General features: G+C 50.2%; 12 protein-coding genes. 6 read left to right on the top strand and 6 right to left on the bottom strand.

Annotated elements, in window-relative coordinates:
* Positions 1-38: 38 nt before the first annotated feature.
* Positions 39-326, top strand: coding sequence for an HNH endonuclease (locus MLAB_RS00155; protein WP_011832409.1), 288 nt, complete (start codon positions 39-41; stop codon positions 324-326).
* A gap of 5 nt (positions 327-331) precedes the next feature.
* Here the strand turns inward: MLAB_RS00155 and MLAB_RS00150 are convergent, their stop codons facing one another.
* Positions 332-538: a hypothetical protein gene (locus MLAB_RS00150; RefSeq protein WP_048061926.1), complete on the bottom strand. Its 207-nt coding sequence runs from the start codon at positions 536-538 to the stop codon at positions 332-334.
* Positions 539-1,187: 649 nt separating this feature from the next.
* On the opposite strand from MLAB_RS00150, the gene MLAB_RS00145 reads away from it, so the two are divergent.
* Positions 1,188-1,826: a hypothetical protein gene (locus MLAB_RS00145; RefSeq protein ID WP_011832408.1), complete on the top strand. Its 639-nt coding sequence runs from the start codon at positions 1,188-1,190 to the stop codon at positions 1,824-1,826.
* 193 nt (positions 1,827-2,019) lie between these two features.
* On the opposite strand, the gene MLAB_RS00140 is transcribed toward MLAB_RS00145, so the two are convergent.
* The 4 genes from MLAB_RS00140 to MLAB_RS00125 form a co-directional block, all read right to left on the bottom strand.
* The gene (locus MLAB_RS00140; protein ID WP_011832407.1) at positions 2,020-2,757 is read right to left on the bottom strand and encodes a metal-dependent hydrolase; all 738 of its coding nucleotides are present in this window, start codon (positions 2,755-2,757) and stop codon (positions 2,020-2,022) included.
* A gap of 521 nt (positions 2,758-3,278) precedes the next feature.
* Positions 3,279-4,046 (bottom strand): energy-coupling factor transporter transmembrane component T family protein, encoded by a 768-nt coding sequence (locus MLAB_RS00135; protein ID WP_011832406.1) that lies wholly within the window; start codon positions 4,044-4,046, stop codon positions 3,279-3,281.
* Between the two features lies 1 nt (position 4,047).
* On the bottom strand, positions 4,048-5,991 hold the full coding sequence (locus tag MLAB_RS00130; protein WP_011832405.1) for an ABC transporter ATP-binding protein: 1,944 nt from the start codon (positions 5,989-5,991) through the stop codon (positions 4,048-4,050).
* Between the two features lie 11 nt (positions 5,992-6,002).
* Entirely contained in the window at positions 6,003-7,496 is a 1,494-nt protein-coding gene (locus tag MLAB_RS00125; protein WP_011832404.1) for a class I adenylate-forming enzyme family protein, read from the bottom strand.
* Between the two features lie 144 nt (positions 7,497-7,640).
* Here MLAB_RS00125 and MLAB_RS00120 point away from each other — a divergent pair, with 144 nt between their 5' ends.
* A complete protein-coding gene (locus MLAB_RS00120; RefSeq protein ID WP_011832403.1) occupies positions 7,641-8,321 on the top strand; it encodes a hypothetical protein in 681 nt (226 codons plus the stop codon).
* On the top strand, positions 8,311-9,810 hold the full coding sequence (locus tag MLAB_RS00115) for a hypothetical protein (RefSeq protein WP_011832402.1): 1,500 nt from the start codon (positions 8,311-8,313) through the stop codon (positions 9,808-9,810). The genes MLAB_RS00120 and MLAB_RS00115 overlap by 11 nt, the downstream gene beginning before the upstream one ends.
* Before the next feature lie 165 nt (positions 9,811-9,975).
* Here MLAB_RS00115 and npdG read toward each other — a convergent pair whose 3' ends face one another.
* Positions 9,976-10,653, bottom strand: coding sequence for an NADPH-dependent F420 reductase (npdG, locus tag MLAB_RS00110; RefSeq protein WP_011832401.1), 678 nt, complete (start codon positions 10,651-10,653; stop codon positions 9,976-9,978).
* A gap of 260 nt (positions 10,654-10,913) precedes the next feature.
* Between npdG and MLAB_RS00105 the strand changes: the two genes are divergently transcribed.
* Both MLAB_RS00105 and MLAB_RS00100 read left to right on the top strand, forming a co-directional pair.
* The gene (locus tag MLAB_RS00105; RefSeq protein ID WP_011832400.1) at positions 10,914-12,062 is read left to right on the top strand and encodes an ATP-grasp domain-containing protein; all 1,149 of its coding nucleotides are present in this window, start codon (positions 10,914-10,916) and stop codon (positions 12,060-12,062) included.
* Between the two features lie 86 nt (positions 12,063-12,148).
* Complete coding sequence (locus tag MLAB_RS00100; RefSeq protein WP_011832399.1) at positions 12,149-13,630, top strand: RecQ family ATP-dependent DNA helicase; 1,482 nt, start codon at positions 12,149-12,151, stop codon at positions 13,628-13,630.

Raw genomic sequence — 13,630 nt, 5'->3', positions numbered from 1 at the left:
CGTGACGGAGATACCTATCCCTAGGTATTGGAGGGAAGATGACCTTTACTGAAGATGTAGTAAGAAATGCGTTTGAGAAAGTGAACGGATATTGTCAGATCTGCGGGAAGAAACTGATCTATGCAAACAGGGGAAATGCGGTAGGACGGGGAGGCTGGGATGCCAAGCACATTAAACCTGTGAGCGATGGGGGAAAAGATGAGGTTCGAAACTGTATGATTTTGTGTATGGATTGTCTGGAAAAACCGGAATCCTCGACGCCGGAAAAGACCTCAACAGAGAACGTCGATATTTTGAGTTTTCGCGAGAGAAGAAAGTTATTGTAAATTTTTTACTGTTTTATTTCATCGTTTTCCTTCGTGCCGTTACGTTTTTTGAGAAGAAGGAATACGCCGGTGATGAGAAATCCCAATCCGAATAGTGCAAAGAGGTCGAACTCGAGAGACCAGGGGGTGAATATCGCCGTGCCAACGCCGCAGATCAATGCAAGAATGAGGGATTCTACGCCGGATATTTTCGGGAGGTAACGGTTTGACATTGTTTATGCATGATCATATTACTATATATGTATTTTGAGTTTGATGAGAGGGGTGGTGTCACGTTGGTTTCTGGAAAATGTGACACTTCTTTTTTGGAGGGAATTTGGTGTCAGGTTTTGAAAAATGATGGTGACACCAAAAAACTGCTTATTGCAGCTTGATTTTAAAAAAATACGGGATATAACGGATTTATTTCTGCATGTCAGGTTTTTTTTCGAAACTCTCAATAGTATAGTACTTAGGGGTGAAATGAGGTATCTGAGAATTTTCCCAGGGTTTTGAAAAAAATGTGACACCGATGTTTTGGAGGGATCGATCCCTACCGGGAGTAAAGTTTCCAGGGAGCACATTTTTTTCAAAACCCTGGGAAAATTTTTAAAACCTCTCTCTAAGCCTTAATACTACAATATTGAGAGTTTCGGGAAAAATGTGCACCCTCTTCAAAAACCACTAATATACGCTTATTTTTCAAAAAAGAGCGAGAATTAAAGCAGAATCAGGGAGCACGTAGGTTTTTGAGACCTGCACCCAATACACGAACAAAAAACGAGGGAGCAGGTTGGACCTGCACCCTGATTTTTCAGCAGACCCGGCTATTCGTGTTCCACGAGACGTATGTTTATCATACGCTAAGACGAGGAGAAGTGTATGGCGATTACGAGTATTATGATCGGTGACGTCCTCATCGATATGAGCATAGTCAGCATAGGTTTGACGATCATAGGGATCCTGATCTCAATAACCGTGGCCGTTCTGCTGTCCAGATTCCAGAAACGGTCGATCGCGGAGATGCTGAACATCCAGGACAATCTGGCAAATACCGAGTCGGCGCTGAATGCCATGATGAATCCAGAACTTCAGGCATATCGGGATCTGGCTCCGGTGATTTCTCATTGCTATTCGACGGCATTACTGCTGCATCCGGATAAGGAGCTGAAAGACGGGCCTCCGGCGAGCGACGCAAAAGCACGAAACAAATGGCATCGGGAAAGATCGGATGATCTTTTGAAAAAAGCCCATACGATACAGTATATGACGGAGGCAAACGTCTCCTTCATCCCGGAAAAGGTCCTGCAGAGTCTAAATACTTTTATCGACGTCTGCATGAACCAGGCATTCGATTACGCGTTGGCATATATCCCGGACAAGGAGGAAAAGGAAGACAGCGAAGCGTCTGGTCAATGGAGGGAGAGATGCTATGAGAGAAATGCCGAGATCAAGGAAGCTTTCGAGGCGTTTCAAAGCGATCTGAAAGCGAGAATGGATGAGCTGAAGAAGGGGGAGTGAGTCGGGATAGATGAAGTTATTTAACCGCGAATCTCCGCGAATTCTCGCGAATCGCATTTTTCTTGCGTCGTCGTGCTCTGCTCCGGCTTATCGCCTGCGCAGGAATCGCACGCCGTCTGGAAAAATGCTGGGGAAAAACCCGCGTGCGGGTTTTTCTGTTATTCATCTCACCATTCATAAAATATATCAGCAATTACGAATTAGTTTCTATCTTACCACCAGAATATAGAAAGATAATATACCAGAGAAAGAAACTAATGACCGTTGTTATGATAATGAGTACAAATGGGGATAAATCATAAATAAACGCTACTGAAGCAAAGATGGGCAAATTATGTAAGGCAAAAAAACATACACAACCTACACCAAGCAATGCAAATATTTTACCATACATTTGGGGTCGGTTTTCTTCCCTTCGACTAGAACAGGTATTAATTTCTCCATATAATCGCACATTTTTGTAAGGGGCAAACAAACGAACTCCAGTCCATGTACAACAATCTTCAAAAAGATGGAAGAATGCCCCAACATATATGCCTCCCGACGCTACAAGAATAGGAAGGTCCCATAATCCAAGGAAATAAATGATCAAATTGATAGGAATAATTACAATAGAGATACATAATAGAGCCCCGGGGAAACTATGCAATATCCCACGGTGGGTGTGTAATTCCCGATTATAGTTTGGCTTAACCGACTTGAAAACCCAAGCAGTCGTTTTGTATGCTTTTTTCGTGGCGATACCAAAAGTCCGCATGGCGTCACTTTTATATTCATACGGAGAGATACTTCCATCGACATCAGGCAAAATAGCCCCAATCCCTATTCCTACGATAAATGCAACGAAATATATAGGATATGTAACAATAATTGGAGACATTATCAAAAAACCCCATGCTAAACTAATATACATGTGGTCAATGCCTTTCATGAGCTCACCTAGAAGGGGAATTTCTTAAATCTATTTTTGTTTCTAATACTTGTGGCGAGATTTTTACCCATGTATAAATCCACGAAACCACCACTTTTTCGTCCATCACCATTGGACATATGCCTACACATACCTAAAATAGTTTGACAATTTGGTTGACTTTTCCGTACCATATGTATCTCTATTCTTTTTATTACCATAAAGTTATGTGAAATCTTTTGATTTACTTCAACTCATACCCAAAAATACAGAATAACCTTTAAGAAAAACCCGCACGCGGGTTTTTCCCCAGCATTTTTCAAGACGGCGTGCGATTCCTGCGTAGGCGATAAGCCGGAGCAGAGCACGACGACGCAAGAAAAATGCGATTCGCGAGAATTCGCGGAGATTCGCGGTTAAATAACTTCATCTATCCACACTCATCCCACTTCCCTCTATCAGTGATGAATGATTCAATGATCTCGTAGAATAGGACCAGAGAAGATTTTCTAAAAAATAAAAAAAGAATTGTTAAGTTCTTCTTACAGGAAGAACGTCACATACACGATGCCTGCAAGGATTGCCGCAACGACCAGAACCGTCACGAAATCCGCCGCATGGTAGACCATCTTTCTCCGGTGCTCTGACGCTTTCCGGTATCCACGCATATCGATCGTCAGACCAAGCGTATCCGCCTTTGCGAGTGAATTCAGCATCAACGGAAGCATAACCGGGCCGAGCTGCTTCAGCTTCCCGATGACCCCGCCTCCCGGGAAATACCCGCGGGAAAGCTGAGCCTCATTGATCCTGACACCCTCTCTCTGCAAAGTCGGGATAAACCGGATCGCAATCAGGAACATCAGTGCGTAATCGCCCGGGATCCTGAGCGTGTAGAGAGCATTCACCAGATCACGCGGCTGGGTCGAGATAACCAGCAGCTGGAACGAGAAGATCAGCACCGCAAACCGGAGAGCCATCTGCACCGCGAACAGGATCGCGCCCGTCGTCACCGGGAACATCCCGTTCGGCAGAAGCGTAAACAGCACATCGCCCGACGCACTCGTAAGCACCGTCAAAACGACCAGAGCAAGACCCAGAATGATCAGCAGAGGGACCTGACGGATAAGCGGCTTGAAAAGCCCGCCGATCGCCGCGAACGCCAGCACGAAAATGACCATCCCGCCAAGAAGCAGCGGATTCGACGTGAAGATCGCCGCAAACATCATACCGACCGCGAAGAAGATCTTCGTCATCGGCGACAACCGGTGAACGAACCGGTTCCCCGGGATATACTGCATAATGTCTTCCATTTCACTCACCTCCGCGGATCGCGGTTATTTTACCCGTTTCCATCTCGATGATCCGATCCGCATATTTGCCGGCAAGTACGGGGTCGTGCGTCACCATAAGAATCGTCTTACCCTCATTCCGCATTCCGGTCAGAACACGCATGATCTCATACGACTCCTTCGGGTCGAGACCCGTCGTCGGCTCATCCATGATAACGATCTCCTGGCCTGTCGCGAGAACGCAGGCAAGAGCAAGCTTCTGGCGTTCGCCGCGGCTTAAATGACGGGGATTCATCTTGGCTTTGCCGGCAAGGCCCACGGCCGCAAGAGAGACCGCCGGCGAGGCATCGGACTTCCCGATGTTCTTCAGACCGAACTGGATCTCCTTCTCGCAGGTGTTTTCAAACAGCATCGTGTCCGGGTTCTGGAACACCAGACCGACATGCTTTGCGATCTCCGGGATCGAACGGGACGAAATGTCCTCGCCTTTCAGCAGGACCGATCCCGTATCCGGGCGGAGAAGACCGTTCAGGTGTTTGACGAGCGTCGTCTTGCCCGATCCGTTCTCACCCAGGATCGCCGCGATCTCGCCTTTGTAAAAGGAGACCGAGACATCGTCCAGAGCAAGGACCTCGGGGAATTTGTGCGTGACGTGGGCTGCCTCCAGCACGACTTCGTGGGTCGGGGCGGTCTTTTCGAGTGCCGGGTAGTTGGTGTTCTCGGGTTTTGGAACGCCGTCGTAGACGATTTTCCCATCGTTCATCGTGATCATCCGGGTGGCATAGCCGATCGTCTCATCGATCATGTGCTCGATCAAAACGATCGTGTGGCCCTTCGCCGTCATGCCCTTCAGCAGGTTGTACACCTGGCGTCTGGCGTTTTTGTCCAGCTCGGAGGTCGCCTCGTCCAGAACAAGGAGAGGGGTCTCGCGGGAAAGGGCCGCGGCCATCGCAACACGCTGTTTCTGACCGCCGGAGAGATTGTGCGGGGCACGGTCCGTTATATGGCCCGTACAGGTGATCTTGTAGATCTCGTCGAGTTTCTTTCTGACCTCGTCCTCGGGAAGGTCCCGGGTCTCCAGACCGGTGAGGATCTCCTCCTCGACCGTGGTGAAGATCAGCTGGGCATCGGCATCGTCAAACACCATGCCGACCTTGGAAGAGAGATCGGTCACGTCTTTGTATTCGTCGGCGTATTTTCCATAAAGAGAGATGTTTCCAACAACGGTCCCGCCGTATGCGTGAACGAGGACACCGGAAATCGCACGGGCAAGTGTGGTTTTTCCGGCTCCGGAAGGTCCGTTGATCACAACGAACTCGCCCGGATTTATTTTGAGCGAAACGTTGTCGAGGGCCGGGGTGTCTGCCGCCTGGTAGGTGAACGTAAGCTTATCCAAGGCGACCGAATCGCTCGGCGCTGCCTCGGTGTGGGTAGTTTCGATGACGGTCTTCGTCTTCTGCATGACCGAAGTTGCCGGCATGGCGATGATCTGGGCGATGATGACGTTCACGATCATGGCGCTCATCACGATCGGGATCAGGGCGATCGCGAAAGCCGCGACAGTTGCGACGGTCGTTTCGGTCGTGAAGAACATCACGAAGCAGGTGACGATGATGAAGGTAAAACCGCTCGCAGGGGTGGCGATCGCGGTTGAAATTGCCGGAGCGAGGCGGGTATGATCCTTGACGAGTTTATACACCGCCAAACAGACCACAGCACCGACCGGCTCCGAGATCAGGTTTCCCAAAGGAAAGATCGAATGCGAGAAAACCGCACAAATAATTCCGGCTACAACGCCTATCCCGAGAGCTTCTTTGAACTTCGGGACGACGAGGATGATCGCAAGGCAGTAGAATGCGATCGTCAGATTCGCGACGATCGCGCCCGGTACGAATAAGGAGATGTATCGGGCAATTGCCCCGGCGGCAAGTAAAATGCCGACGAGTGCTATATCACGTGATTTCATGATGGGTATTTTTATGAGTATTGTTCGCGAAGTTCCCGTCTCAGGAGCTTCCAGCCGTTTACCCGGGGGAGGGCGTCCACCGTTATTATCCTGCGGGGGACTTTATATCCCGCAAGACGCTCTTTCGCAAATGCGCGAAGAGAGCCTTCTTTATCAGAGCTGTCCCAGCCCTTCCGCCAAACGACGGCGGCTACTGGCATCTCGCCCCGATGTTCGTCCGGGATCCCGAAGACCGCGATCTCGTCGACGCCTTCGTGACCGATGAGGGCCTCTTCGACCTCGGTCGGGTAGATCTTCCAGCCGGACATGACGATCATGTCCTTTTTCCGGTCGGTGAGGAAAAGCCGAAGATCTTTATCGAGATATCCGACATCTCCGGTGAGGAACCAGCCGTCATCAAGGAACGAAGCGGCGGTCTCTTTGGGCATGTTCCAGTAACCTTTGGCGACCGCCGGACCGCGAAGCGCGATCTCGCCGGGCATGTCGATGGGCATCTCGATCGAGGAGTCGAGCTCGTCAACGATCTTGACTTCCGAGAAGCAGACCGGATGACCCACGCTCTGGAACCGGTCGGCAGATGCATAATCTTCGGGACGGATCACTGTTCCCGTACCGATGACGACAGTCTCTGAAAGACCGTAGGCATTGATTACCGGGATGTTGTACCGGTAATAGAATTTTTTCCAGATATCGTGGTGGAGAGGACCGCCACCGGAGATGATCTCCCTGACGGTGGTAAGACTATCTTCGGTTCCCTCCGGTGCTTCGGTGAGCGAGTGGATCACCGGCGGCATGCCGGCGAGAACGGTCACTTTGTGCTCTTTGCAGAGATCGAGGTATTTTTGATACTCGTACCTCTCCATCATAACAAAGAGAGCTCCCGCCCGCATCGCGGCGATCCCCCAGGAGAGGCCCACATGACCCATCGGATAGATGCCGAGATAGACGTCGTCCTGTTTGAAGGTCAAAACATCGCAGATGTTGTGGATTGAGGCAAGCCAGTTTCCATGGGTGAGCATCGCTCCTTTGGGTTTGCCCGTGGTCCCGGACGTATACTGGAGCTGACAGAGATCATCATATTCCGTATGTTCCGGCAGGAGACGGGGCTCCCCGCGCAGAGATTCGATGTCTCCCGGCACATAGGTCTTGACCGGAAGCTTCCGGGCGGCAGACACGCCGTCGGCATCCGTGATGAAGATCTTCGCACCGGAGTTTTCCACCATATAGGCAAGTTCGCTTGGTGTATAGACGCGGTTTGTTGGAACGGCAACACAGCCGATCCTCCAGACGGCGAAGTAGGAGACGAGGTATTCGGGGCTGCTGTTCATATAGAGGAGGATACGGTCGCCTTTCACGGCACCAAGCGAGAGGAGATCGCGGCCGATCGCAGAACTTATCGAAAGTATTTCGGCAGAGGTGTATGACGTGTTTCTTTCCGGACAGAAAAAGACCGGTTTTTCCAGACGGCAGGAGTTTGCATCAAGGAAGGTTGTTATATTCAACATCATTTATCACAACAATATACGTTAATGTATAATTGTGTGCATTATAGGTATAAATATGCTCCCAATTGATTGGAAGACCGGTGCCGCCGTGGAGTGAGGCAAGAAAACATCTATCTGAATGTACGTAAATATATTGACTTATTTATGGCAGAAATACCAGAAGGAATACCCGCACCTCTGCAGTGTTCCGGCGTAATCGCCCCTCAGATCGATGAGGCGCGGGCGCGGGAACTCGCCCGCGAGTGGCTGGAGTCGGACACCAATCCGTTCATCCCCGAAGACAAAATCAGATTCGGGAAAGCCGTCATGCTCTACTACCCCTTCTGGAGATACGTCAGGGAGGACGGATGCACGGATGTGACGGTCTACCGGCCGGCCTGCGGGACGCTCCTTTCGGGTCTGCAGAATATGCATAGAGATGATAACGAGATCGTCCCGATTCCGGATGAGGCGAATATCCTGCCTGCCACCATTCAATCCTTTGTATATTACCCCGAGCTGCACGGTATCGCCCGCTCTGAGGATCTGATTGGAATCCCGCTTTGGCTGATCAGCTACAAAGTGAAAAAATCCATTTATATGGTCGAGGTGGACGCGGCATCCGGCAAAATCTACGAAGAGTGGCACCCAATCAAAGAGCCGGTCAACTGGAGAAAGACCGCACTGATCGCCTCCATACCGTTAATGATCCTCTCCCTAATTGCCGTCTACTTTAGTCCTTGGCTGTTTCTTCTGGTGGCAGCAGTTCTCATCTTTTTCCTGTATCAAAGCGAGATGCTCGGTATGATAAACCTCAAGCGCAGGGAGGGAAAAGATGGGGCTTGAGCGTTCGGTAGAGGATCAGGTCGCCGAGTCCTATTATAAAGCGAAGATCACCAGAGGCGTCGCCGACCGGACGTTTCGGACCTGGTTTTCAAAAGGGATCAAAGCCCCCGATCTTGCGAAGTGTGCCGAAGTCAGCGAAATGTACCTGATCTATCTGCCGTTCTGGAGGTTCGTGGCCCAGGGAAAAGCCGTCGCCTGCGGATACTCCGAATACACCGAACAGACCGGCAATGTGATCAGGAACATCTTCGAGGAACTGATCGACGACGAGTTCATCTGGACGGAGTGTGCCTGCGATACCGGAAAATACGGCATCGAAAAACTCTGGCTTGACCCAGGAGGGGAGGTTCCTTACGTAAGAGGGTCGGTCGTTTCGATGGAGCCGGGAGGATCCGCGATCGAGGCAAGCAAACGGGGAAGAGAAGCGGTCCATGAAATGATCAAGATCGCTGTCGAAAAACGAATCGATAGGATCACGCTGAAAAAGTCGTTTCTGATTCCAAAAGTGTTCGAACTGGTGTATGCCCCTGTCTGGATAGCGCATTACTCCTATAAGGGAGGCCACTATACGGCGATCGTGGATGCCGTGCGCGGCGAGGTTTTAGGCGGGACAAGCCCGATCAATCTGACCGCACGCACCCGGATGATGATCCTCTCCCTCGCTCTTGGAGGGATCATGATCGGTTCATCGGTCGCCATGCTCATTCATACAGGGCCGTATCAGCTGGCCGAGATGTTCCAGATCATCCTGCTTCTGCTGGGTATTGCCATGTGCATGGCGGGATATCCGGCATTCAAAGAGGGGAGGACCTTCGTCGCCACGGGAACGATGACGCATGTTGCGTCGCTTCGCCCCGCAGTAAGAGTGCCCAAACAGCTGACCGATCAGGAGATTCTGAACCATGACTCAACGATCCTGCAGTGCCCGCTCTGCGGGGAAGAAGTGGAGCAGCCTTGGGGAGAGGTTATCACCCCCTGCAAGAAATGCTCCCACCTGCTGGATATCACCGCAAATACGGTCAAAACAGTGCCCTACGATGTTGCCAAACCCGATCTTCTGGCAAAAGTAGCGATGGAGGGAGTGAAAGCCGACTTCATTCCATTCTGGCGGTTCGACGTGGACCTGGAAGTGACCGACAAGCTCACCGGCGGGGATACGACCACCGGCCTTCCCGATATTTCCGGTAAACGCAGCTATTATATTTGTGCGGCCGATATCCCGCGGTATCTTGCCGAGCCCTGGGAGATCGATATGACGATTCGAAACCCCGAGATCGTCGAAGTCGTTGCCGGTTATGAAGGGAATTATATGCCGATCCTGATCAACAATAACACGGCACGGGAACTCACGGAATTTCTGTATCTCCGCTACGAGACGGAAAAGCCGGGTATCCTGCAGGTCCTCAGATACAACTTCACGGTGGAAAACTCGCGGATCGTCTATATCCCGTATTATAAAGAAGAGACATCATACATTCCGGGGATCTGATACCGCGTCTGGACACTGATCTAAAAAACCGGATGTTTGACAGACCCGGGGTGCGGGAAAAAGAAAATATCCATTTGCCCCCGCCTCATTTATGGGAGACCGTTCAGATGTGAGAGGGCTTACTGTACGGTCATTACACCCAAAAGGCATTGTCGAATATTTTCGTTATTTGAAGTATACACCTACATCCTTGAGACCATTTCTCATGGCGATCGTGATGACGAGCGGAGTGATCCCTTCAACGACTTTGGTCATCGCAAGAGGTCCGGCATCAAGCGGCTTCAGTTTGGAAACACTGCCGACAAGTTCCATAACGGTCTTTTTTGCTTCAGCATCATCACCACAGACGGCGACGCTGTAATCCAGAGCTTCGTCGAGTTCCATCCATTTGTTGGCTGCAACATTGTTGAATGCTGCGATGAGTTTGGTTGAAGCCGGAAGCATCTTCTGGATAGCGAGTGCTGCGGAACCTTCTGCCGGTGCATCCGGAAGGAAGTATTTCTCTTTCGGGTTTCTTATCATCGGGTTGATAAGGGAGATGACGATCTTGTTTTCAAAGACGGATTTGCCGATGGATTCGATCGTACTCTGAACTCTCTCGAAAGGTAACGAGATAATGATAACATCTGCGCAGCACACATCCGCATTCGTCGTGCCTGAACAGGTCGTTGCCGTGCATTTTCGCTCGTTCAAAGCACATACAACACCATCTGCTGCAACGCAGGCCTTTTCCGACTCACGTGAACCGATGATCACATCGAATTTCTCGCCAAGACAGATCCGTCTTGCAAGACCCTCCCCGATGTTTCCAGTTCCTCCAATAATTCCCACTGTTTTTTTCATAATAATAATCCTATTTACTTGTTTTTCGATGGGATTCCCTCCGGCAATGCAGAAAATAAAACCCGAATCGACAATTTACTCTTACTCGTTATCGCATATACCATTTTTGTCCACAAATAGAGGGACAAGGCCGCAAAAACAGGAATATTGCCGGATATTGTATAAGTAAATATTTACCGGCTCAACTAGCAATACTACATGTAGTAGTCTGCTTTACAGCAAATTCGTATAAATTCAAATAATTTATCGAGGGTGATTCTATGATAATTTTGGAAAAACCATATGTTTCCGACTTTCTGCTAGAATATCTCGCAGCAAACAAAGTTCCCGTACTAAAAAACGAATACGCAGTCTCCAACAGCAGAGGAAATGCCCTGCATTTCATAGAGAGCCACGAGGCTGTAGAAAGATATCATGACGGCGAACGGATCTACACCGTATCGGAAAACGCCCTTGACTGGATTTATGTAAACCTGCCTGCAAGCGAACTTGTCCGTAAGATCGGCATCCTCAAAGACAAGGCGCTGTTTCGTAAAACCGTATCCAGCCTCTACCCGAATTTGTTTTTCAAAGAGGTAACGCTGGACGAACTGCGAAACGGCGATCATACGCACATTCCATATCCGGTCATTCTGAAACCTTCCGTCGGATTTTTCAGCGTCGGCGTCTATGCGCTTTTCAATGAGGAAGATCTGAAAAACGCGGTCTTAGACATCGAGAAAAATATCCAAAAATGGGCGGCCGATTTCCCGGAAACCGTGATCGGGTCAACCTTCCTTCTCGAGCAGTACATCAGGGGTACGGAGTATGCGATCGACGCGTATTACGACACAGAAGGAAAACCCGTCATACTCAACATCTTTACCCATCGGTTTGCCTCTGAGTCCGATGTAAGAGACCGTATCTACTATACGTCAGCAGAAATCATCGGGCAGTATCTTGAGCCGTTTACCCGCTTTCTCGAACGGATCAATACTCAACTGAACATAACCGATTTTCCGATGCATATCGAAGTCAGAGTAACAGAAGACGACGTCATCCCAATCGAATTCAATCCTTTGCGGTTCGCCGGCTCCTGTTCAACCGATATTGCATATTATGCTTACGGCATAAACACGGTCGACTGCTATCTGAATCAGATCAAGCCGGATTTTGCTGAAATTCTCGCCAGAAAATCCGGTAAAATTTACAGTATGATCCTGGTCGACAAGAGTGGAAAAGAGATAGACAGCGGCCGATTCGACTACAGCAGACTCTACGATGAGTTTGAACATGTCCTGGACATCCGAAAAATCGAGGCTCCTGAAATGGGATTGTTTGCTTTTCTGTTTACGGAGACAAACGTCGGGAACGAACAGGAACTTGACAGGGCCCTGGTTTCCGACTTTTCCGAGTACCTGCTCGAATAATCCTGGTCCGGCAGCGAACGGTGTCTAAAGGAAAAGTGAATACCCCGCCGGTGCCAAAGTTAAGGAAAGGGCACCCCAAAAAATTCATGACGAAAGGGATACAGCAGACACTGGAAAAATACTTCCACCACCAGACGTTCCGTCCTAACCAGCAGGAGATCATCGAAAAGATCGTCAGCGGGAGGGACGTTCTCGCAGTGATGGCGACCGGCGGGGGAAAATCCCTCTGTTACCAGCTCCCGGCCCTGATGCTTGACGGGATGACGATCGTCATCTCTCCCCTGATTGCTCTAATGAAAGATCAAGTGGACTCGCTTTCGAATCAGGGGGTGACGGTCGAGACCTTAAACAGTCTGCAAACCTACGACGAACGACGAAGAGTCGAGCAGGATATGCGTGACGGAAAAGTCAGGATCCTGTACGTCTCGCCGGAACGGGCAGTGACTCCGGCATTTTTTGCGACGCTTTCCGGCTGCAAGGTGGCGCTTTTTGCCGTAGACGAGGCACACTGCATCTCGATGTGGGGTCATCAGTTCAGGCCCGAATATCGGGAGATCAAACATCTGAGGGACAAGTTCCCGGGTGTTCCGATCGCCGCTTTTACCGCCACGGCTACTCTTCGGGTACGCGAAGATATCGTAAACGAACTGAGACTGAACGATCCCGCTGAATTCATCGGAAGTTTCGACCGGAGAAATCTCCGGTACTCGGTATTTGCTGAGCCGAATGCCCAGGTACGGATGCAGAAAATTATCAGTTACGTCACCGCCCACAAAGATGATCCGGGGATCATCTACTGCTTCTCGCGGGCGAGTACCGAAGAACTGGCGGAGCGCCTTCGAAAGGTGCATATCATGGCAAATCCGTATCATGCCGGCCTGCCGACCCCGGAACGGAGCCGGGTGCAGGAAGGATTTCTCAATAACTCAATCAGGGTGATCTGTGCAACGGTGGCGTTCGGGATGGGGATCGATAAACCTGACGTCAGATATGTGATCCATGCCCATATGCCAAAAGACATCGAGTCCTACTATCAGGAGACGGGACGGGCAGGGAGAGACGGAAAAGCCGGGGAGTGCCTGCTGTTCTATTCGGGCGGCGACCGGCGCAAGATAGAAAATATGCTCGAACGTGAGTTCACCGATAAGAAAAAATCCGAGATCGCCCGGGAGAAGCTGGACCAGATGTATGCCTACTGCACGGCCAAATCGTGCCGAAGACAGCTGCTCCTTTCCTACTTCGACGAAGAAATACAGCCCTGCGGGAACTGCGATACCTGCGGGGACAAAAAAATAAAGCAGAGCAAGCCGGCGGGCAGTCTCACGAAGATGATCCTTACAGGAGTGCAGGATGTGGACGGGATTCTAACGACGCCCGAGTTCATCTCGTTCCTTCTCGGTCTCGAACGGGCAAAGACGGTAAAACTTCAGCTGAACACGCATCCGTTGTTCGGTGCGGCGAACGGAAGGGAGAGAGAAGAGATCGAAAAGGAAGTCAGCAGTCTTCTCAAATCCGGCAGGCTCCGTCTTGAAGGAAAAACCGTTCGAAAACTGTGCTCAGGAAATTGA

It is taken from the genome of Methanocorpusculum labreanum Z (assembly GCF_000015765.1).
In the GTDB taxonomy this organism is placed as follows: domain Archaea; phylum Halobacteriota; class Methanomicrobia; order Methanomicrobiales; family Methanocorpusculaceae; genus Methanocorpusculum; species Methanocorpusculum labreanum.
Note: the sequence above shows the minus strand (reverse complement) of the source record. Positions and strands in the feature narration are given on the sequence as shown.